This is a genomic window from Arthrobacter halodurans (assembly GCF_041877255.1).
GTDB classification, from domain to species: domain Bacteria; phylum Actinomycetota; class Actinomycetes; order Actinomycetales; family Micrococcaceae; genus Arthrobacter_N; species Arthrobacter_N halodurans.
On sequence record NZ_JBHDLJ010000013.1, the window covers coordinates 82061 to 102164 of the forward strand.

Genomic DNA, 20104 nt, shown 5'->3' on the forward strand with positions numbered 1-20104 from the left:
CCTGATGTTCGGCGGAACGGGGACCGTTACCGGATTGAACCGCTAACTGGTTCCGTCCACGGAACTCGACGGTCGGGAGAGGGTAGCGAGGACCGCCACGCCTTCGGATGGGATGCGGACTTCGATCTCGCCCTTGTCCGTCGCCAGCGCAAGCACCGGCCACGACTTCGGGACACCGGCCTCCTTCGTCGGCACGTCCCGCACCCCGAGGCGAGACACGTCCTTATAGGTTGTGGGTCGGCCGAGCTCGGGTCCGTCCGCTTCGGTGCGCAGCTGGAACACCAGGGTGTCGCCGTCGAGCCGGAACGTCCCGTACGCCCAGCGGCGGCGCAGGGAGTCCGGGAGCGCGTTCGGGTGCCGCAGCCACCCCTCGAAGGTGCCGTTCGCCGCGGCCGCGCGCCCGAGCCGGTCCCGGCGCTGCCGGTTTCTGGCACGCCACAGCAGCGTCCCGCAGACGGCAACGAGGGGAATGACCACCGCGGCGCCAAGCCAGGGCCCGAAGAGGCTCTGGATCACCGGGTTGATGATCAGAACGAGGAAGAAGAACAAGACCCAAGAGTCGAAGAGGCGCTCCCACACGCCCTTGCGTTCCGCCGCGGCGGCGCCGGGCGGCGACAGAGGGCCGGTCACGGCTGGTTCCGGCGGGGCTGGGTGCGCCGGGCCCGGATCGTCCACGGGTCCCCGGGAGCGAGGACGTACTGCCGCCACACGTGGCCCCACGGGATCACCGCCAGGACGATCGCAGCGAACGCGCAGCTGGTGATGACCGCGATCAGGTCCGGGCCCAGCTCGCCGGCCCGCAGTTTCGGGACGGCGACCGCGCCGAGCCACGCGAGCTTCCACAGGGCATCGAAGAGCAGCAGCGGGATCATCCTCAGCGGGTAGCGGAGCCCCAAGACCGCCAGCAGTGAGACGGCCAGGAGCATGTACTCGGTCACCCCCTCGTGCAGGGGCCAGTCGGGCCCGTTGGCCACCAGAGGCGCCCACCGGAAGAAGACCAGCCCCCCGACCATGATCAGGTACGCGAGGCGCAGGATGTTCAGCCTGCCGACGGGCACGCCGGTGCGCGCCTCGAGTGTCATGGTGGCCATCGGGTCCCCTCCGCTGCGGGACCCTCGCCCGCGCCGTCGAGCCGATCGTAACGGGCCGCACGGCGCCGGAACACCCCCGGGATCAGTTGCCCGAGGACACGGCGGACAGGTGTTATTTCGTGAGACGGAAGTCATGCAAACGGGCCGGATCGATGGCCCGAATGAACACTCAGACCTCGGTGCAGGTACAGGCTTTCGTCCGCGGCGAGGATCCCGCGGGCGTGGACGGCCGACCCTTGAGCTATGTCGAAGGCACGTCTGGTCATCACTGCCGTTGTCACCGCAAAGCGAACCGTCCGGGAGGCGTCTGTCGCCTACGGAGTGTCCCGATCCTGGGTCTACGAGCTGCTTGCCCGTTGCCGGCTCGAGGGCGACGCCGCGTACGAGCCCCCGTTCCACACGCCCGCCCACCCACCTCACGGCGGCCTTCGAGGCCACCGTCGCGCTGATCACGGCCATCCGGTCCCGACTCGCCGCGGTGGGGCTGGACGCCAGCCCGGAGGCATTTGGTCCACCCACGCGGCATCCTCCCGGTGCTCGATGAACGTCCGCTGAAACCGCGCGCGGGCGCCGCTGCTTGCCGACGTTCCTCCTTTCAGTAGTCCCCAGGTTTTGCGGTGGGGCTCCGTCCGAAATCCCGAGAGCATGCCAGATCATGTACTTTGACGAGCACCCTCCGTTGGCTGGCATCAGGATCACCGGAGGCCCCGCCGCTTTCTAGGCCCGCGTCGCGTCCGTGGCCGCACTTGTGCGCCGGTCGTGTCCGGTGGATGATCGGCGACACGATCAACAGTCTGGGGGGCCGGCATGTTGCCGAAGAGGGGTCAGCAGTGGAGTTACCTGGACCGCGGGAGGGCCCTCGCAGTCTCGATGGCGCTGCCAGCTCTGGGTGGGATCGCCGTGGGCTTCTACGTGCTCATCACCAAGGGGGACTGGTTCCTGTTGGTCCTCGGACTCGTCACCCTCGCCCTCGCCGGGCTGTTCGCGTGGGAGAACGAACGCCACAACCGGGTGCCCGTCTTCGACGAGGAGCCCGAGGAGAGCGAAGAAGCCACTCGGCAGGGCCTGCTCAACTAAGCGATGAGGGCCCGGATGACGTCCTGTTCGCCAGCATCCCGCGGGTAATCCAGTGCGTTGAACCGGCGTGTGTGTCCGACGTCATTGGGGTGGTGACGGCTTTCGACCGTGCCGATCAGCCGAGCTTGTCCTCGAAAAGAGGCACCTTAAAGTGCTCGCGGGCCTCGGCCAGCAGCCGGTCGTAGGCTGCCTCGTCGAACGAGAAGGACGCGTTGTAGCGGGCTGGCTCCTCGTCCTCCGTGACGTAGTCGGTGTCCCACCCGAAGTTCGACCAGGTCACGCGGCCGCCGGCACGTGAGATGTCGGCGGTCAGGCCGCCGCAGCCCTCGTCGAAGCACACCTTGCAGAACAGCAGCCAGGCTCGGTCCCCGAACTGGTTCGGCTTGTCGCCGAGCAGCCGGTCGAGCTGCTCAACGGCCAACTCCGGGTCGAAAGCGCTCAGCAACGTGGATTCCTCCGGCGGCTCGTCGACGCCTTCCCATTCGCGAACCCACTCGCGCAACGGCCGCCCGTCGATGGCGGGCTCCAGGAAGGTGTGCTCTGCCTCGACGAACCGGGACAGGAAGAACCACCGGCGCTCCCACGAGGTCGTGCGCACCTGGCGTTCAACGAATGACAGGGTGTTCACTGGCATGGGACCAGTATTCCCCACCGCGCGGGGTGCATCCGGCGTCGGGATTGCATGAAGGCCCGGCTCACGCCGCGGGGCCGGGCGCGTTCCCTTCCACAGGACGCGTCTCCTCCAGGAATCGGCCGGCCCGCCGGTACTGCCACACCCCATACGCGATCGTCCCAACCAGCATCGCGAGCACGGGGATCCACACGGCGAACAACCAGGTCACCGGTGGCCGCGCGATGATCAGTTGGCCGATGCCCAGCATGACCATGGCCGGGAAGGTGACGAGCATGCGGGCGAGTGAGAGACGGCTCTGCGCGGCGGCGGCCCGCGCCACGTGCAGGTGCTCGGGGACCGGCGGGGCTTTGAGGAGGATCTGGCGTTCGATGGCCTTCTTCTCCGGCTTGTCCAGCCACAGGATGGCGCTGGCACGTTCGGGACGCACGAGCGGGGCCAGGCGCTTGTTCGTGTAGACGTGACCTCCCACCAGAGTGCCGACCGCGGCGAGCATGAGGCCGAACACCGCGTCCAGGGCCGTCGTGGAGGTGGGGTCGTTGAACAGCAGGCTTGAGGCCAGGTAGCCGACACCAATAAGGGCAAGACAGCCCAGTGGCCAGAGGACAGTGAAGTAGGTCCGCAACGCGGGCCCGGTGCCGTGGTCGACGACGTCGGCGCATCGAGCCGCCTTCTGCCAACGGGTTGCGTCGGTGTCCGCCATCTGCCCTGCCCTTCCGGCGGCCCGCGTTGACCCCCGAGCCAAGAGTGCAGGTCAAGCCGGGTTCCTGTCCAGAGCGGAGGCGGGCTCGCCTGCAACCTAGATCAGCTCGACGGCCATGGTCGAGCTGTCACGCAGCTGCGGGACGTCGAACCCTGCGTCGGCGAGGGCGTGGGCGATGGTGTGGTCGTCGACGGCGTCGAGGATCGGCTGTGGTCCGTCGCCGGGACGGCCCAGGATCTCGACCCCGAGGACCCGGCGCTCGGAGTCCACGTCGACGATGACCTCGAGGTGGGTCGAGACCTTGTCGATGGGCCACGATGCGTGGATCGCCCGGGTGGCGAGCCGGATGTACGCGGCGCCGGCCGCCCGGTCGTGGGTCATGGTCACGGAGCGGGTCTTCCGGGCTTTCGCGCGGCGTAGCCATCCCGGGAGTGGGATCAGCCCGGTCGGCGCGCTGTACGTGGTTGTCTCGATGACCGTCCCGTCGTCCAGCTCGACCTCGAGGTGCTTGCGCCCGGGCGCGCTGTACTGGTTCCACCGTCCGGCGAACACGGCGCCGGCGACATTCTCGATGAATGCGACCCCCTCCTCGTCCCAGTCCAACTCCCACTGGTTCGTCCCGTCGCCGAAAGACAAGAGCAGCTCGACCTCGTCGAGGCCGAGGACCTGCAACTGGGGGCCGTTGCCGTCCGGGACGCGGAACACCGCCTCCGCGAACACCGTCTTCGCGCTGTCGGTCTGCCGGTGCGTCTCCACGACGGAGGCCTTGCCGTCCATGGTTTTGCTCAGGCGGGCCAGAAGCGCGTCCCACGTGGACGCAATCTCATCCATGATGGGCCTCCATGCCGCGGATCTCGTATCGACGGGTTTTGAAGCGGGCGAACGCGGCCGGGACTCCGGCTGCCGCACCAACCATAAGGGCGCTTCCCAGGTTGCCGGACGGCTCGGGGAACGCGAGCGACCAGACGCCGTAGGCCAGGAGGAAAAACACGGCGCCGAAGGCGGGCACGTGCCACACCGCCGGCACGCGACGGAGCAGCAGTGCGAGCAGCGCGGCGACCGCCATGAAGGGCAGGAGCAGGATCGCCCACGCGAGAAGCAAGATCAGCCAGATGGCGACGACAGTCGGATCACCGTCGCTAACCGCCATCACGGCCATGGCCAACAGCGTCAGGGGAGCGTACGCGACGAAGGACCACCCACCGGCTGCCACGAACGCCTCGATGGGCAGCACGACGGGTGGCCTAGGCGGGGCCGGGGTTGTCATTTCTCCGTCCTCTCTCGGTTCGATTGCGGAGCCCACGTAGCTGGGCCCCGGGGCGCATCGCCGCTCATTCGGATGCTTCACGTCCCGCGACGATGAGCGCCCGGATGGCGGGCGCTGCCCAGAACGCGTAGGGGACGAGCCCAAAGATCCACACCGTCGGCTCGATCGACCAGGCACCGTCGGCGATGCCGCCAACGACGAGCGACGCCGGATAGATGAGCAGCCACGCCAAGGTGGCTCCCCAGAGGTGGGCAATGCCCGCCCACGTCCGGGGTGGCATGAGAGTGAGTGCGCGCCAGTGCGCAACCACCATGGAGATCGTCATGGCCATCGCCCCGAACACGACGCCGAGGCCCGCCATGGTGATCGCCTCGAGCGGAACCTGGACGTACGCCGCCGCGCACGCGGCCAGATAGAGGCCGAACGCCCAGGCGTGCAGTCTCCACCACGCCGTGCGGAACGCCGGGGTGATGCCCTCGGGCGCGGCGTCGTTCGTGGGCGGTCGGGTTGGCTGCGTTTCGTTCATTGTTGCCCCGTTGCAGGTTCGGCGATGTCGACGATGGTCGCGTTGCGGATGATGGCCGCGCGGCTGATTGCCGAGCACACCCCGATGAGCGACCCAAGCATCAGACCGCCCGGGAAGCCCCCACCAAAGAGGAACCCGAGCGGCCAAGCGAACAACAGGGCAGGGACCGCGAAGAACGCCCCGACGTGAATCCACTGATTGCGGACTGGCCGGAGCAGGCGCGCGAGAAGCAGCCCGAGCGGTAGGCCGATCGCGATGGCCGCCGCGACGCTGACGATCGCGAACACCGGCCAGATCGAGACGTTGTCGATGTAAAGCGTTCCCGGCTCCTTGACGGTGGACGCGTCAAGCCCCAAGAAGAGGAGCAGTGCGCCAACGAGCCACACGACCACGGCGATGAACCAGCCCTTGGCGATCGCGTAGGAATCGAGGACCACGATCCGCCGGCTGCACACCAGCGGTGGGTGGCGGTCATCCACGGGGTCTTCGGCGTTGGCGACCCCATGGCGCTGCCCGGCGCCCTCCGTGCCATTCGGCTTGTCCTTCGTGACCATCGTTCCCCCTGTGCCTTGCGCGGTTGTGGACAATGTCAGGGTTCGAGCTCTGACCGGCGGAACCTCAGTTCCCGTTGCGTGCCCGCGAGTGGAGATCCTTCGAAGGGCAGCGTCGACAGGTCCGCTCGGGCCGCCGCGGCCAGGGCCATGCGGTTCGCGGCCGTGGCGGCGCGTTCTGGGAGGCCGACGGTTTGGGCGAACCCGGCCCAGTGGCGGGCCCGCAGTTTCTTGAGTTTCCCGGATACCGGGAGGGCCATGGTTCCGTCACCGTAGAGCAGGGTGCACAGCACGTCGTAGACGGGTGCCACAGTTGCGCTTCCCATCGGGCCGAGAACAGAGGCGTTCTTGGCGTGCAGGTCCCCGTTGCCGGTCAGCCAGGCGAACACGAACTGCAGGTACAGGTTTCGTGTGGCCACGGCGGGGGCTTTGGTGGCCGCCGCCAAGGCTGTCACGACAGTCTCGGCATCGACGTTGTACTTGGCTGCCGGCGGCAGGCCCAGGACCTGGGTGGCGTCCTCAAGCGGCAGGGCGCTCCATCCGGTGGCCGTCGGCACGCGGTCGAACCGTTCGACGAGCAGGCCGGCCAACCCGTTGCGGTCCCTGACAACGGTCGCCGTGGCCACCGGGATTTTCAGGGCCTTGGCCGCGGCAAGGTGAAGTGCCTCGTTCTCCACGAGGTGAGGGTGCCGTGGAGGGTTCAGCTTGAGGATGTACCGGTGCCCACGCAGAGCCACCGGGGCCGTGAGCATCGAGGCGCTGGCCTTGTCCTGCACACCGGGCAGCCCGTGGAGGTCCACCGCTTCGGCGAGCACGGCGAAGTCCAGCTGTCCAGGGTCGGTGGTGTCGGCGAGCGGCTCGGGCTCGGCCGGGTCCTCGCCGGCGGGGACGACCTGTACGTCGCCGGGGACGTCCGCGCCCACCGCGAGCAGCAGGCTCAGTTCGTCGTTGAGACTGGTCTTGATCGCGTCCTTCAGGACCGTGAGGCGGTGCCCCTCGGGGAGGAGGCCGGTGAAGAACGGCGGCAGGGAGCCGGCGGGGGAGTGGACCGGCGACGGGGACAGGGGGAGCGTCCGGGCTATCGGCTGGCAGCCGCTTGCAAGGTAGCCGTCGTCGTAGGTGAAGGTGGTCCCGCCTTCGACGCGCTCGAGGCGCCCGGCGAGCCGGCTGGCCTTGTGGACGTCGGCCGCGGCCACGAACCGCAGCCGGTGCAGGTCGGCCACTAGGAGGCCGCCAGGCGCAGGCCGAGCGTGTTGGCCGCGGCGGCCACGGCCGCGAGCGCGGGGTTGCCGGTGCCGGTCTCGATGGCGCGGACGGTCCGTTCGGAGATCCCCGACAGATCCGCCAGATCCCGCTGGGTCAGTCCGGCGGCCGTCCGGGCGTCCCGTATAGTGCGCCCCACGTTGTGGATGTCGCCCACGACCACTCCCTACCGGCAGAATCCTGCCGCTTGTATTAACTCTGAGACCATTCTGCCCCATGAATAGCCGAATCGGCAATATGTTGCCGGTTGTAGATCCAGGGTGGCCGTTGAAGAGGGGGCAGTGCCGATTCGGCAGGATGCTGCCGGTCGGCATAAGACGCCCGTCATTCGTCGGGGGCGTCTTTGCAGATGCCGTCCGGCCGGCTTCGGCGGTTCTTGCGGAGGAGGACCGTGGTCAGGATGGCGAGTGTCGCGACGACCAGCCCGACCATGATCCAGATCGCCGGCACGAAGCCGAAGGCGTCCGAGAGCATTCGCATGAGGATCGCACCACCTACCGGGTACGCGAACGCAGCGAGGATCGCACCGTTGCTCGGGGTGCCGCCGCCCGAACCGTCGGGAACAATGCCTGGCGGGGTGCTGTTCAGCATGCCTTCCTCCTCCCTCGGAACGATCCAACCGTCGCTGTCGGCCGGACGAAACCGGATTGGATCATCACCGCCAGTCGGTTCGTCGACGCATGAGAATCCCCGCGACCAGCAGGACCGCGCCGCAGCATCCGAGCGAGACCGCCCAGTACGGCGTGTGGTCGGACGCCGCCGCCAGACCAACGCCCAGGAGAGCCAGGAACGCACCAACGGCCGCGAGGAGGGTTCCCATGAAGCGCGGTGTCACGGCTGCTCCTGTTTGGCGCGTCTGTTGTCCCGGTGGGTGATGCGTTTGCGGAGGACGAACCAGCCCAACCCGATGGCCATCATGAACACTCCGAGCTGCACTCAGCGCCCACCGCTCGCAGGCTCCAATGTGCCCAACACGTCCAGCCCTTCCGCAGAGGAGGCGGCGACGTCGACGTCGCCACGGTCGGTCCGCAGCGCGACGATCCGCCACGACTTCGGCACACCCCGCCGTTCGCGTGCCGGGACGGTCCTGCGGGCCAGATGGACCGGCTGACCGAAGACGATGGGCTTGCCGGACGGTGGCTCGTCCGGACCGAGTTGCCGCTCGAACAGGAGGGCGCCTTCCGCCAGCCGTGCGGTGCCGAAGTCCCAGCGCCGTCGGATCGAGTCCGGCAAGGCGTTGGGGTCGCGGATCCAGCACTCGAACTCCGCGCGGGTGGCCGCCCGGCGGGCCAGCCGTTCGTTGCGGCGTCGCCTCGCCGTCAGCTCCATGAGAAGCATGAGTGGAATGCCTGTGATCGCCATGATGACGAGTGACGCGGTGAACCCGAACCCGAAGCTTTCGCTGAGCACGATGGCGAGACCGACCATGACGGGCGCCAACCACCAGACCGACGTGTCGTTGAGCTTCTCCCACCGGCTTTTCGACTCCGTGGCTTCCCGCGTGCTCCCCATAGTCGGAGCCTAGGAGACCGTGCATCTTCTGACTAGCATCAACGGGCTCGAGGGTGGTCTTTCTCCGCAAGTCGACGTCGCCTAGGGTGACGATCATGGGGAATCTTCGGCTGTGGTGGCAGATCCAGACCGATCGCATGGGTCTGACGGATCCCGAGAGACCGGCTCCGACGATGAATCCCCGCGCCGCCGTCGGGTTCGCGACGCTGTTCGGGATAGTGGGGACAAGCCAGTTGGCGGTCGCGGTGGCTAATGCTTCCACCGGCCAAGCGTGGGGACTCATCGGACTGCTGGGCGCGATCAACGTTCTCGTGTCCGCCATTTATCTTCGGGAGCGGCGCCGCGCCAAGAAGCTCGCCCATGAGTCCTGACGTCCTCCACGTTCTTGTGGCCGTCGTCGTGGGCGGACTGCTAGGCCTCGCATTGGAAGTCGTCCGGAGCCGGTCCAACCCGTCGAGGTTGCTTTTGCAGTACGCCATCATGGTGGCCTTCCTGCAGGTGACGTTGGTTCCATACCTTTACCTGGGCTTGGCCTTCTGGCCACCGCTGATTGCTGCCACCGCGTCCGCATACGCAGCTGGCTTCGGACTGCGTTGGGTGCGCCGCGACCGGCCCCGGCACCGCGCCTCCCGACACGATCGCCGCGCACAATCGCCAACGTCCGATCCGGTCCGGAAATGACCGGGGGAGACAGACGCGCGGCTCTGGGCCCGTCGACGCCCCAGATCGTGTTCCTGGTCCTGCTGGCCAGCGTCCTGTGGTTCACCGAGCCCGCCCCGGCGCGCCTCGTCGTCGTCCTGCCGCTCGTCGCGGTGGCTGGCTGGGGGGTCGTGCGGAAGATGCGACGCAGAGGCAGCGGCGGTTAGCCGTTCCCGCTACCGGGTGGGCAACGTCAGGCGGAGGAACCGTTCGAGGACCGGTTCCAGGGTCGCTTCGTACTGGGGGCGGTCGAACGTATACACCGGCGGGAGGTCCGGCCAGCTCGCGCCCATGAACCGGAAGTTGCTGCCCCTCGAGGCCGGAGTCGAGGGCGACGCCGGACCGCACTGCCGTCTCGTCCCCGACAGACACCTCGGCGTTGCGGTGCGGGATCCGGGAAGCCTGCTTTCGCCCACGAGCAGGTCCGCGCGCGCGCCCGGCAGATGCCCGCTGCGCAACCGGTCCAGCAGTTCTACGGCTTCCTGGGGCCGCGCGTAGGTGAGCCCTTGATGCGCTGTCCCGGGACGGTCACCTGGGCCAGCGAGAGCGTGTTCACCGAGGACTCGCGACGCGTCCATTCGACGCGGAGGGCCACGAGCTGCAGGCGCAGCGGGGTGCGGGCGGGTCGGACGGGCATGGCGCTCCTCGGTCGGCAATGGTGTGCCTGGCCGAGTCGCCGGGACGCCGTCCGGTTCAGGCGCGCCCCGACCCGGACGCCCGCGCTGCGGGCGCCTACGTCGTAGGCAACGGTGACCGCGGCTCCGCCGGCGCGGTCTCCGGTATCGGGGCATCTTTGCCTGCCGCCTGCAGGATCGCGGCGCCGGACTGGACCGCCGCGGCCAGCGCGAGGACCCGCGCGGCTACGTCCACCCAGGAGAAGCCGCCGAGCGGACCGCTGACCGTCACGGCCAACAGGGTGAAGATCCCGGCGAGGATCCACAATCCGATGCTCAGCTGGAACGGGCGGGTGATGGTAGGCATGGGTTCCCTCGGGGATGGTGTGACGTGTGGTGCCCCAAGGATATCGCGGTCCACTGCCCGCGCGCTTCCTCCGAGGACACGTCCCCGGGTAGGAGGTCCGGATCCACCACGAAGGGGCCGGGTCCGCGCCCCCACGAATTGGACAGGGCGGAGTGTGACTCTTGGGCGAAGGCCCTCCGGCACAGCCAGTGGTTCCGGGAAGCGCCGGGCGCCGTCCGGAGGCGGGCAGAGACATGCGGCGGAGCACCGCCGGGATGTCCGTGATTCCTCTTGACCGCCACAGCGGGCAGGAACAGAGTGGCAAGGGGGCCAATGGCCTGGTTCAGGCCGCCTTGCGCAATACCCAGGAGAGAAAAGACCATGTCCGATGAAGCCAGCGAATCCCCTGCCGCGGGAGATGACCGCTCCGTCCTGACCAACCGGCAGGGCCACCAGGTGTATGACAACCAGAACCAGCGGACGGTGGGGCCGAGAGGGCCCGCCACCCTCGAGAACTATCAGTTCCTCGAGAAGATCAGCCACTTCGACCGGGAACGCATCCCCGAGCGGGTCGTGCATGCGCGCGGCTTCGTGGCCTACGGCCATTTCGAGGCGACCGGGAAGTGGGGCGACGAGCCGGTTTCCCGGTACACGCGGGCCCGGCTGTTCCAGGAACCCGGACAGCGAACACCAGTGGCCATCCGGTTCTCCACGGTGATCGGGGGACACGACTCGTCAGAGGCCGCGCGCGATCCTCGTGGTTTCGCGGTCAAGTTCTACACCGAGGACGGCAACTGGGATCTGGTCGGCAACAATTTGGCCGTCTTTTTCATCCGGGACGCGCTCAAGTTCCCGGACGTGATCCACTCGCTCAAGCCGGATCCGATCACCTTCCGGCAGGAGCCCGGGCGCATCTTCGACTTCATGTCGCAGACCCCCGAGTCCATGCACATGCTGGTCAACCTCTTCAGCCCCCGAGGCATCCCGGCGGACTACCGCCACATGCAGGGCTTCGGGGTGAACACCTACAAGTGGTGCAACATGGACGGCGAGACCCAGCTCGTGAAGTACACGTGGATGCCCCGCCAGGGCGTGAAATCGCTGACCGCCCAGGACGCGGCGAACATCCAAGCCACGGACACCGGCCACGCCTCGAAGGACCTCTACGAGGCGATCGAACGCGGCGACTACCCTCGGTGGGACCTCTATGTGCAGATGATGAGCGACGACGAACATCCGGAACTGGACTGGGATCCGCTGGACGACACCAAGACCTGGCCGGAGCAGGACTTCGAGCCCAAGCTCGTCGGCACCATGACGCTGGACCGGAATGTGTCCGACCACCACAACGAGAACGAGCAGATCGCCTTCGGGACCGGAGTGCTGGTGGACGGGCTTGATTTCTCCGACGACAAGATGCTGGTGGGCAGGACCTTCAGCTACAGCGACACGCAGCGCTACCGGGTGGGCCCGAATTACCTGCAGCTGCCGATCAACTCGCCGCAACGCGTCCCCGTCGCCACAAACCAGTCCGGCGGGCAGATGTCCTACGGGCGGGACCTGGGTCTGGAGCAGAACCCGCACGTGAACTACGAGCCCTCGATCACCGGGGGCCTCCGCGAGGGTCGGTACCAGACCGAGGACATCGAGGGCCCGGAGCTCACCGGACGGCTGACCCGCGCCCGCATACCGCGGACCAACGACTATCTTCAGGCGGGACAGCGCTACCGGCTTCTGGAACCGTGGGAAAAGGACGACCTCGTGCTCAACTTCTGCACACTCATCTCACAGGCGGACCGCAAGGTGCAGGAGCGCATGCTCTGGCATTTCTACATGTGCGACGACGAGCTCGGCGCCCGCGTCGGCGAGGGACTCGGCATCGGGCTGGCGGAGGTCAAGGACCTCGGCCCGCTGGCATCGCAGGCGTTGACCGAAACCGAACTGGCGAGGATGGGGAACCTGGGCCACAACGGCCCGCGCGACGTGGAGGGACTGACCATGACCCACTGCGTCCCGAACGAGCACGTGACCGTGGAGCGGTAGGCCACGGTCGCGGCTCAGGATCGCCGGCGTGTCCGGGAACTCGAGTTCGCCACCGACAATGTCGACTGGTCGCACCTAGTCGCAGCCGTGGGGCTCCATTTCGTAGGAGAGGTTGGTGGTCTCCGCGTACTGCTTGCCGTTTAGCGCGTAGCGCACCATCAACTGGTACGCGCCCGCGGCTCGTGAGGGGTCCTCGATGTCGACCATGGCGGCGACGCCCACGGTCGCCCCGGGCTCGACGACGTAGCCGGACGCCGGCGAAAGCGCTCCGGTGAGGTGCGCGGTGTCCACGTCGCCCGCTGCCTGGGCTTCGGACCAGTAGTACATCAGGCCCAGGCTTCCGCCCAGCGTCTAGGCGCCCGTGTCCACCAGTTCGAGGTTGCGCGGCTGCACCAGTTCGATGGACAGGAGCTCCGCCGGATCCTGGCCCGGGTTGCTCACCACGTCTCCGAGACCAATGGTTCCTGCCTGTGGGTCGAGCGGGGCGCAGTAGGTGTTCTCGGGAACTTCGGCGGAGGTTCCGACGGTCAGCGGCCCCGACTGGTCGGTGACGTCCCCCGAGCAGGCCGCCAGCAACCCCGCCAGGAACAGCGCGGCCGCCACGGGACGGACGCGCCGGATCGCGGAGTGCTTGCCCCGCGACCGAGCGGGGTTCCGACAACCCAGAAACAGCATGGTTTCCCCGCTCATCACTTCCCCCCGAGTGGCTACGCGTCACCGTTGGCGCGGGCACCAATATGCGGAACGTATCGCAGAAACTTCAACCTGACAAGGGATATCTCCTACGGCGGCTACCCGTCGATGGCGCGTATCCGTGGGTGTGAACGACGTCGACCCGTGTGGAGGACAACGATCGCCGGACTTTCCAGCCCCGGGTTCATGGTGCCGGCGGTACGGGCTCCGGCTACCGTTGCGGTGTCTCCAGCCTGCCCAGCACTTCCAGTCCTTCGGTCGAGGTGGCGACCTCGATGTCGCCGCGGTCTGTCCGCAGTGCGACGATCTGCCACGCCTTCGGCATGCCCCGGCGTTCGCGCGCCGGGACAGCCCTGTGGGCCAAATGAACCGGCTGGTCGAAGACGCAGGGCCTGCCGGACGGTGGCTCGTCCGGGCCCAACTGGCGCTCGAACAGGAGCGTGCCGTCTGCCAGCCGCGCCGTGCCGAAGTCCCAGCGCCGCCGGAGCGAGTCCGGCAGCGCGTTGGGGTAGCGGATCCAACACTCGAACACGCCACGGACGGCAGCGCGGCGACCCATACGCTCGTTGCGGCTTTCCCGCGCCATCAGCGCCATCACCAGCATGGCGGGGACGGCAACGGCAGCCATGACGGCATACGCGGAGGTCGACCCAAGCCGGAACCCCGCGCGCAGCACGGTGGAGATCATCAGCATGGCGGGCACAAACCACCAGATGGCCGAGTCGTTGAGCTTCTCCCACCAGTCCTTTGGCTCGCCGGCTTTCCCTGTGTCCCCCATGGTCGGAGCCTAGGAGCGCGCGACGGTATTGGCTAGGGCCCACGGGCCGGGCAGGGTGGGGTGGCCTGCGCACTAAACCGGCGCCCCGTGCGACGGCACGGCGAACCTCGGTGATGGTGGCAGATCCGAACCGATCGCAGGGGGCTGGCCGATCCTGAGGTGGCTGTGCTCCACGGACGTCTCGCCGTCGTCGGGGGCGGATCGCCGCGCTGCCCTCAGCCGTCGGCCGCGCAGGGCTCGCGCTCGCCGGCGAAGAGGTACCACTCGGGCAGGTCCGCGGTGAAGGCCTCGGCGGTGCGCGGATTTCCGGCGGCCCGCCAGTCCACGGGGGCCCCGACCTCGACCTCGTGCTTGTCCCACTCGAACCAGTTGACCATCTTCAGCTGCGGGTAGTCCCGCGGCAGCCCGGCGTCGAAGAGCTGTCGCCACCAGGCGCGCTTGATGGCCAGCTCGCCCGCGCCCCCTTCGCCCGCGGCGACGAGGGCGGCGGTCTCGGGGATGGCGACGGGCTTGTCCCTGGCCCGACCGTACTCGTCGTAGAAGTCCGGGACGGCCAGGTCGTTGCCGCCGGCGCCGTCGTAGCGCCCGGTGAGCTGCTGGAGGAACTTGCCGGGTTCCGGGACGACGTTCTCGCCCCACGGGTACGTGTTGCCCCAATGGTAGAGGGACATGCCGACCCAGTCGACGGCGTCGTCGCCCGGGTAGTACGGCGCGTAGGGGTCGTCCGCGCCGGTCAGCGCGCCGTCGTTGTCGGTGTCCAGGGCGGCGAAGTCCGCGGTGCCCGGGAGCGCCTGGTGCCGGCCCCCGGCAAACGGGTAGCCACCGCCGTAGTTCGGCGCCCACATCGTGGCGCTGCCCGGCGCCAGGCGGTGGACCGAATCCGCCACCCGCCGGAACGCCGCCCGGTACGCTGCCGGCTGCTGGCCCCAGGCGTACCAGGAACCGTTCATCTCGTGGGCGAAGCGGACGATCACGGGCACCCCGGCCCGGTTGAAGCGGTCCAGCATCGCGGCCAGACCGTCCGTGGCGTCCCGGGTGACGTCGTCCAGCCCGCCGGCCGGCTCGAGGGTCAGCAGCAGAATGCCGCCGTTGTCGCGGACCTGTGCGTGGGCCGCTTCGAGGTTCGCTGTGTCCGTGGCCGCGAGCGGGAAGTGCGAGAAGCTCACGGTCACGGCGGGGCGGCCGCCCAGGGCGGCGGCGTATTCCGCCAGCGTCTGGCGCCCCCAGTCGAGGTTCACGCCGGCGAGGATCCCGGACTCCGGGGCGAGGGCCGCCCCGTCCGCCACCACGCACGCGGCGGGGGTGGGCCGCAGCTCGGTGCCGCCCGTCGGCTCGGATCCGCACGAGGACAGGAGGGCGGCGCCCGCGACGGCGCTGGCGATGAGGGCGTTGCGTCGAGTCACCACACCAATCTACCCACGTCGCCCCGCATGGCGTGGGGGACACGGGCCGCGGCCCGCAACCGCCGCGTGCGTGGTGGAGGGCGGCGCGACCGGCCGCGGGTGGAGCCGTCGCCGCGCCGCCGCCCGGGCCGCTAGTTCTGCCAGAAGGGGTAGTCGGTGTACCCGGCGGCCCCGTCGCTGTAGAAGGTGCCGGCGTCGGGCTCGTTGAGCGGCAACCCGTCGCGCCAGCGCAGCGCCAGGTCCGGGTTCGCGATGGCCGGCCGGCCGACGACGACGCCGTCCGCGGTCCCGTCGCCCGCGAGCGCCTCGGCCTCCTCGCGGGTGGTGACCGTGCCGAAGCCCGAGTTCAGCAGCACCGGTCCGCCGAAGCGGCCGCGCAGGTGCTGCACCAGTGTGCCGGCGGGATCGCGGTGCAGGATGCTCAGGCTGGAAAGGCCCAGCGGCGCCAGTCCGTCGACGAGGGCGGTGTAGGTGGCGCGGACGTCGTCGGCGTCGGTCTCGAGGGCGCCCTGGATGTTGTGCTCGGGCGAGATGCGCAGGCTCGTCCGCCCCGCTCCGATCGCTTCGGCGACGGCGGTGGCGAGCTCCACGACGAACCGCGCCCGGTTCTCCGGGCTGCCCCCGTAGGAGTCGGTGCGCCGGTTGGAGGCCGCGCTCAGGAACTCGTGCAGCAGGTAGCCGTTGGCCCCGTGGAGTTCGACGCCGTCGAATCCCGCCGCGATCGCGTTGCGGGAGGCCTGCACGAACTCCTCGATGACGCCGGACAGCTCGTCCGCCTCCAGCGCGCGCGGCACCGGGTAGGGGTGCTTCCCGGTGTAGGTGTGGCTCTGGCCGTCGATCGCCAGCGCGCTGGGTGCGACGACCTCCCGGCCCCCGGTGGTCTCGGGGTGGGTGACCCGGCCCGCGTGCATGACCTGCGCGATGATCCGGCCGCCGGCGTCGTGCACGGCGTCGGTCACGCGGCGCCAGCCGGCCACCTGCTCCTCGGTCACCAGACCGGGCTGGCGCACGAAGCCCTGCCCGGCGAAGCTGGGGTAGGTGCCCTCGCTGACGATCAGGCCCATCGACGCGCGCTGCCGGTAGTACTCGGCGACGAGCTCGGTGGGGACTCCGTCCACCCCGGAGCGCGAACGGGTGAGCGGTGCCATGACCAAACGGTTGGGTAGGTCGATGGCGCCGAGGGTCAGGGGGGTGAACAGCTGCACGGGGTCTCCTGGGGTTGCTGCGGGTACAGTCCGGCACAACCGCCGGACCCCGCCCCGCTATTCCCGGGCCGCCGCCCGCCCTGTTATTCCCGGGGCCGCACCCGGGCCCGATCTCCGCGGTCCCGGGCTACGCGTCGCGGGTGCGCAGTTCCTCGTCCAGCATGCTGATGATCGAGCGGAGGCTGTCGGCGTCGAGGTTCTCCAGGCGTCGGGCGGCGAACTCCTTGACCTCGTTGGCGCGCAGCGTCTGCAGCAGCTCCAGCTGGGCCGCGACGCGCTCCGGGACCTCGCCATCCTCGTAGAGGAGGTAGTCGGGGGACACCTTGAAGAAGTGCGCCAGATTGCTCAGCAGCGGGCGGTCCTGGGGGTCCGGCCCCGTGCCTTGGCGGAAGTAGTACCAACGGCCGCGCGAGAGCGGGGTGCCCAAGTGGTCCATGGCGGCAGCGACATCCTTGTACTGCTGCTCGTGCCCGGTTTCGGCCGTGCTCACGTCCAGGAGGATGTTGAGGCGCTTGGCGAGCGTCGCCCTCCCGATGGTGATGGGCCTGACGCCTCGCCCGATGGGCCGGTCGCTCATGGGCACCTCCCTTCCGCGCCCCGGGAGGCGGGGCGCCCGCGCGTTTGAACATGGTCAATGAGCCTTTAGGGAAGCGTAGCAGGAACGCGGTGCCGGCCCCCCGCTAGTGCGTTCGGCCGTGCGCGAACTTGCTTTCCACCCGCAGGAGGTACGACTCTTCGGCCTCCGTCAGCAGCGGATGGTTCCCGCGCCAGCCGGCGCGGAAGTCCCACAGTTCCACGAGCATCCGGTGCAGCATCGCCGCGGGGAGGAGGCTCACGCGGGGGAGGACGGACGCGGTGCCGGCCACCGCGCGGGTCCGGCGCCAGATCCGGTGGACCCGGAGCAGCGGACAGAGGCTGCCGGCGCGCAGACACACCTGGCGCAGCACCGGCAGGGAGGCGCCGAGGTAGGCGAGTCCCAGGCCCGCGAAGACCGTGCGGACCACCGGGGGGAGCGGCCCGTTGAGCTCGACGGCGAACCGGGACTCGGCGACGGCGGTGCCGAGGGCCACCACGGCGCCCGCCACGGACACCAGCGAACCGACGGCGGTGAGCGCCAGTGCGCCCCGATAGACGCCGGTGGTCCGGCCGGCGCCGCGCGCGGCGAGGGTCCCGACGTAGGTCATGGACGCCACAACGATCGCGTGGTGGTAGAGCCCGTAGGTGGTGGTTCCGGCGGCGATGCTGAACGGCATGAACGCGGACCCGGTGGGGGAGAACATCACGGCGCAGGAGAAGGCCGCGAGGTTGGCGGCCAGCACGGCGGCGAGGGGAACGCGCAGGCGGCCGGCGTGGCCCGTGGCCCGTTGGACAACATTGAGCAGCATCCAGATCCCCGTGGTGACGAGGACTGAGGACGAGAAGGACAGGAGGCCCATCTCCGTGTCGTCCCGCGCGACTAGGGTCGCGCGGATCGCGAATCCCGCGGTCAGCAGGACGCCGGTCAGTGCCAGCATGTCGCGCGCCGAATGGTGGATGGCGCGCAGCGCGACCAGAAAGGCGAGCAGGACGGTCAACGCAGCAGAGGTCAACCGAGCACTTCCGAGCAGACGGACCCGTCGGAGAAGGGGCGGGTGGTCCGGATGGCGCGGGCCAGGCGGTCGGCGAGCATCTCGGCGGCGAGCTCCTCCACGTTGTCGTACGTGCTCCGGGCCGCCAGATTGCTCACGACCGTGCCGGGATCCAGGTCCTCGAACAGCGCCGACGGGACGGGGTCCGTCGGGACGTCGCCGCGCTCGCGGAGGATGATGTGTGCGAACTCGTGCAGGATGATCTGCTGGCGGTGCAGCGCCGAGCGGGCGGGGGCGTGGAAGACCAGGTCGCGGTCCTCGACGGCGATCCAGAGCCCGCAGATGCCGGTGGCCGCCGCCCGGGGCATCTCGCGGACGACGATGGGCCGGCCGCGGATCGCCTCGAGTCTCGTCTGGACGGATTCGAGTGTCACGGGCCCCCTCAAGTGCAGGCTTCGTGCCGCGGCGCGTGCGCCGAGTGCAGCGGTGAGGTTCTGCATCCTCTGGAGTCCTAGCGTGTGCGTGGGGGTCCTCGGTCCCAGCCGCCTGGGGCGACTGGAATAGGGCTACCGTATCAGATTGAACATGTGTAATCTCGTTCCCAAGAGAAACAATTATCACTCTGGTTTCTCTAGTACCGGTCGGTTTCGCCTTCGGATGATTCGTAACCCTCGATTGAACATGTTCAATACAGGGTGCGTCCATCGACGGTGGCGGACGTCCGCGGCGGGGGAGAGCAGTGGTTTCCGCGCCGGCGGCCGGATCGACCCACCCCATCGACACCTTGAACGGCGCGTGAAACATGAAGCGAACCAGCCACTCCCTGTGGTCCACCCTGTCCATTGCGGCCCTCCTGGCGGGCGGAATGGCGGCCGGACCGGTCGCCGAGCCGGCCTTCGCCGCCTCGGATCGGGTGGCGCTCCCGCTGGACCCGAAGACCTACCGCTATTCATCCACCCACGGACCTCGCTGCATCCCCGTGATGAACGGAACGACCGCCCACCAGGGGCAGGACCTCGCCGCAAGCGACGGCAACAACATCTACGCCGTGGCGGATGGCGTCGTCACGCAGACCCGCAAGGGCACGCGCGGCGGCGTGTCCGGTTACGTCGTGGTCCGCCACTTCCTGGGCGGGAAGACCTACTACACGGCCTACATCCACATGTGGGACGGCAACGAGTTCGCCCGCGTGGGACAGAGCGTCAGGGCCGGGCAGAAGATCGGCGAGGTCGGCAACTCCGGACCGTCGACGGCGGCGCACCTGCACTTCGAGGTGTGGGGCGCGGCCGGCTGGATGCGCGGCAGCTCGCTCGACCCGATGAAGTGGCTGTTGGACCGCGGAGTGGACGTGAAGAAGAACGCCTCCGTCGTCTACAACTTCACCCTCCCGACGTCCTGCACCTACTGGGCTGCGACGGACCTGAACCTTCGCGCGACCGCCTCGGCCAGCGCGAAGAACCTGAAGCTGGTCAAAAAGGGCGCGAAGATGACCTCGGTGCCCGGCGCCCAGCTGAACGGCTACATCCGCGTCACCACGGGCGGCACCACGGGATGGGCGATCCACGGTGCTGTCGCGCCGTTCGTGGTGCACCCGGTGCCGGAGAAGATCGATGTGCAACCGCTCTCGACCATCTACTACACGGCCACCGCGAACGTGAACCTCCGCGAGGGGCCCTCCACGGCCTACCGGTCCCTGGGCACGATCAGCAAGGACACCAAAGTGAAGGTCACCGGCAAGGCCGGATCCTGGCTGCGTGTGGTCCACGGATCGAAGACCGGCTTCGTCTCCGCCTCCTACCTGAAGATCTCCGCCCCGGCCGCGCCGAAGCCCCCCGTCGTCACGAAGCCGAAGGTCGTCGATGTCAAGGACAAGACGATGCAGGTCGTGGCGAACCACAATATGCGTGTGTCGGCCACTTCCACGGGCAAGGTCGTCGCGTCGGTGAAGCAGGGGGCCAAGGTCACCGTGACCCACACGTTCCGTTCCTGGTCCAAGGTTGCCTACGCGGGCCGGGTTGGTTGGATGGCCTCCTACGCCCTGAAGACCCCGGTCGCCCCGCCGAAGCCGAAGGTCGTCGACGTCAGGGACAAGACGATGCAGGTCGTGGGCAACCAGAGCATGCGCTCCTCGGCG

28 protein-coding genes are annotated in these 20104 nt (G+C 68.9%); 5 read left to right on the plus strand and 23 right to left on the minus strand.

The genetic code is table 11. The features are described from left to right. Nucleotides 1–42 precede the first annotated feature (42 nt). Both ACETWP_RS14125 and ACETWP_RS14130 read right to left on the minus strand, forming a co-directional pair. Nucleotides 43–630: a hypothetical protein gene (locus tag ACETWP_RS14125; RefSeq protein ID WP_373972897.1), complete on the minus strand. Its 588-nt coding sequence runs from the start codon at nt 628–630 to the stop codon at nt 43–45. Further along, nucleotides 627–1091: a hypothetical protein gene (locus ACETWP_RS14130; protein WP_373972898.1), complete on the minus strand. Its 465-nt coding sequence runs from the start codon at nt 1089–1091 to the stop codon at nt 627–629. Before ACETWP_RS14130 ends, ACETWP_RS14125 begins: the two co-directional genes overlap by 4 nt. A gap of 807 nt (nt 1092–1898) precedes the next feature. Here ACETWP_RS14130 and ACETWP_RS14135 point away from each other — a divergent pair. Continuing rightward, entirely contained in the window at nt 1899–2168 is a 270-nt protein-coding gene (locus ACETWP_RS14135; protein WP_373972899.1) for a hypothetical protein, read from the plus strand. A 115-nt stretch (nt 2169–2283) separates the two neighbouring features. On the opposite strand, the gene ACETWP_RS14140 is transcribed toward ACETWP_RS14135, so the two are convergent. The 11 genes from ACETWP_RS14140 to ACETWP_RS14190 form a co-directional block, all read right to left on the minus strand. Beyond that, nucleotides 2284–2802: a hypothetical protein gene (locus ACETWP_RS14140; protein ID WP_373972900.1), complete on the minus strand. Its 519-nt coding sequence runs from the start codon at nt 2800–2802 to the stop codon at nt 2284–2286. Between the two features lie 61 nt (nt 2803–2863). Then, nucleotides 2864–3502, minus strand: a complete 639-nt coding sequence (locus ACETWP_RS14145; RefSeq protein WP_373972901.1) for a hypothetical protein — start codon at nt 3500–3502, stop codon at nt 2864–2866. 96 nt (nt 3503–3598) lie between these two features. Further along, nucleotides 3599–4333, minus strand: a complete 735-nt coding sequence (locus tag ACETWP_RS14150) for a hypothetical protein (RefSeq protein WP_373972902.1) — start codon at nt 4331–4333, stop codon at nt 3599–3601. After that, nucleotides 4326–4736: a hypothetical protein gene (locus tag ACETWP_RS14155; RefSeq protein ID WP_373972903.1), complete on the minus strand. Its 411-nt coding sequence runs from the start codon at nt 4734–4736 to the stop codon at nt 4326–4328. The genes ACETWP_RS14150 and ACETWP_RS14155 overlap by 8 nt, the downstream gene beginning before the upstream one ends. Nucleotides 4737–4833: 97 nt before the next feature. After that, nucleotides 4834–5295 (minus strand): hypothetical protein, encoded by a 462-nt coding sequence (locus ACETWP_RS14160; RefSeq protein ID WP_373972904.1) that lies wholly within the window; start codon nt 5293–5295, stop codon nt 4834–4836. Continuing rightward, nucleotides 5292–5849 carry a hypothetical protein gene (locus ACETWP_RS14165; protein WP_373972905.1) on the minus strand — a complete coding sequence of 186 codons (558 nt, stop codon included), beginning with the start codon at nt 5847–5849 and terminating at the stop codon, nt 5292–5294. The genes ACETWP_RS14160 and ACETWP_RS14165 overlap by 4 nt, the downstream gene beginning before the upstream one ends. Nucleotides 5850–5884: 35 nt before the next feature. Then, nucleotides 5885–7069: a type II toxin-antitoxin system HipA family toxin gene (locus tag ACETWP_RS14170; RefSeq protein ID WP_373972906.1), complete on the minus strand. Its 1185-nt coding sequence runs from the start codon at nt 7067–7069 to the stop codon at nt 5885–5887. After that, nucleotides 7069–7266 carry a helix-turn-helix transcriptional regulator gene (locus tag ACETWP_RS14175; protein WP_373972907.1) on the minus strand — a complete coding sequence of 66 codons (198 nt, stop codon included), beginning with the start codon at nt 7264–7266 and terminating at the stop codon, nt 7069–7071. Before ACETWP_RS14175 ends, ACETWP_RS14170 begins: the two co-directional genes overlap by 1 nt. A gap of 167 nt (nt 7267–7433) precedes the next feature. Continuing rightward, nucleotides 7434–7700 (minus strand): hypothetical protein, encoded by a 267-nt coding sequence (locus tag ACETWP_RS14180; RefSeq protein WP_373972908.1) that lies wholly within the window; start codon nt 7698–7700, stop codon nt 7434–7436. A 64-nt stretch (nt 7701–7764) separates the two neighbouring features. Next, entirely contained in the window at nt 7765–7944 is a 180-nt protein-coding gene (locus ACETWP_RS14185; RefSeq protein ID WP_373972909.1) for a hypothetical protein, read from the minus strand. Between the two features lie 101 nt (nt 7945–8045). Next, on the minus strand, nt 8046–8621 hold the full coding sequence (locus ACETWP_RS14190; protein ID WP_373972910.1) for a hypothetical protein: 576 nt from the start codon (nt 8619–8621) through the stop codon (nt 8046–8048). A gap of 95 nt (nt 8622–8716) precedes the next feature. On the opposite strand from ACETWP_RS14190, the gene ACETWP_RS14195 reads away from it, so the two are divergent. Together ACETWP_RS14195 and ACETWP_RS14200 are read left to right on the plus strand one after the other, a co-directional pair. Then, nucleotides 8717–8992, plus strand: coding sequence for a hypothetical protein (locus ACETWP_RS14195; RefSeq protein ID WP_373972911.1), 276 nt, complete (start codon nt 8717–8719; stop codon nt 8990–8992). A gap of 306 nt (nt 8993–9298) precedes the next feature. Continuing rightward, complete coding sequence (locus ACETWP_RS14200) at nt 9299–9487, plus strand: hypothetical protein (RefSeq protein ID WP_373972912.1); 189 nt, start codon at nt 9299–9301, stop codon at nt 9485–9487. A 305-nt stretch (nt 9488–9792) separates the two neighbouring features. On the opposite strand, the gene ACETWP_RS14205 is transcribed toward ACETWP_RS14200, so the two are convergent. Both ACETWP_RS14205 and ACETWP_RS14210 read right to left on the minus strand, forming a co-directional pair. Beyond that, nucleotides 9793–9957, minus strand: a complete 165-nt coding sequence (locus tag ACETWP_RS14205) for a hypothetical protein (protein WP_373972913.1) — start codon at nt 9955–9957, stop codon at nt 9793–9795. A 95-nt stretch (nt 9958–10052) separates the two neighbouring features. Continuing rightward, a complete protein-coding gene (locus tag ACETWP_RS14210; protein ID WP_373972914.1) occupies nt 10053–10301 on the minus strand; it encodes a hypothetical protein in 249 nt (82 codons plus the stop codon). Between the two features lie 360 nt (nt 10302–10661). Between ACETWP_RS14210 and ACETWP_RS14215 the strand changes: the two genes are divergently transcribed. After that, the gene (locus ACETWP_RS14215) at nt 10662–12323 is read left to right on the plus strand and encodes a catalase (RefSeq protein ID WP_373972915.1); all 1662 of its coding nucleotides are present in this window, start codon (nt 10662–10664) and stop codon (nt 12321–12323) included. A 75-nt stretch (nt 12324–12398) separates the two neighbouring features. Here ACETWP_RS14215 and ACETWP_RS14220 read toward each other — a convergent pair whose 3' ends face one another. From ACETWP_RS14220 to ACETWP_RS14255, 8 genes are all read right to left on the minus strand, one after another. Continuing rightward, on the minus strand, nt 12399–12650 hold the full coding sequence (locus ACETWP_RS14220) for a hypothetical protein (protein WP_373972916.1): 252 nt from the start codon (nt 12648–12650) through the stop codon (nt 12399–12401). A gap of 24 nt (nt 12651–12674) precedes the next feature. Beyond that, entirely contained in the window at nt 12675–13013 is a 339-nt protein-coding gene (locus tag ACETWP_RS14225; protein WP_373972917.1) for a hypothetical protein, read from the minus strand. Between the two features lie 214 nt (nt 13014–13227). Then, nucleotides 13228–13794: a hypothetical protein gene (locus tag ACETWP_RS14230; RefSeq protein WP_373972918.1), complete on the minus strand. Its 567-nt coding sequence runs from the start codon at nt 13792–13794 to the stop codon at nt 13228–13230. A 215-nt stretch (nt 13795–14009) separates the two neighbouring features. Continuing rightward, nucleotides 14010–15197 (minus strand): glycoside hydrolase family 26 protein, encoded by a 1188-nt coding sequence (locus tag ACETWP_RS14235; protein ID WP_373972919.1) that lies wholly within the window; start codon nt 15195–15197, stop codon nt 14010–14012. Nucleotides 15198–15328: 131 nt separating this feature from the next. Further along, the gene (locus tag ACETWP_RS14240) at nt 15329–16402 is read right to left on the minus strand and encodes an alkene reductase (protein WP_373972920.1); all 1074 of its coding nucleotides are present in this window, start codon (nt 16400–16402) and stop codon (nt 15329–15331) included. A 127-nt stretch (nt 16403–16529) separates the two neighbouring features. After that, nucleotides 16530–16979, minus strand: coding sequence for a hypothetical protein (locus tag ACETWP_RS14245; RefSeq protein ID WP_373972921.1), 450 nt, complete (start codon nt 16977–16979; stop codon nt 16530–16532). Between the two features lie 103 nt (nt 16980–17082). Next, nucleotides 17083–17991 (minus strand): hypothetical protein, encoded by a 909-nt coding sequence (locus ACETWP_RS14250; protein ID WP_373972922.1) that lies wholly within the window; start codon nt 17989–17991, stop codon nt 17083–17085. Further along, nucleotides 17988–18404: a hypothetical protein gene (locus ACETWP_RS14255; protein ID WP_373972923.1), complete on the minus strand. Its 417-nt coding sequence runs from the start codon at nt 18402–18404 to the stop codon at nt 17988–17990. The genes ACETWP_RS14250 and ACETWP_RS14255 overlap by 4 nt, the downstream gene beginning before the upstream one ends. A 368-nt stretch (nt 18405–18772) precedes the next feature. On the opposite strand from ACETWP_RS14255, the gene ACETWP_RS14260 reads away from it, so the two are divergent. Further along, a partial coding sequence (locus ACETWP_RS14260; RefSeq protein WP_373972924.1) for an SH3 domain-containing protein occupies nt 18773–20104 on the plus strand: 1332 nt, incomplete at its 3' end.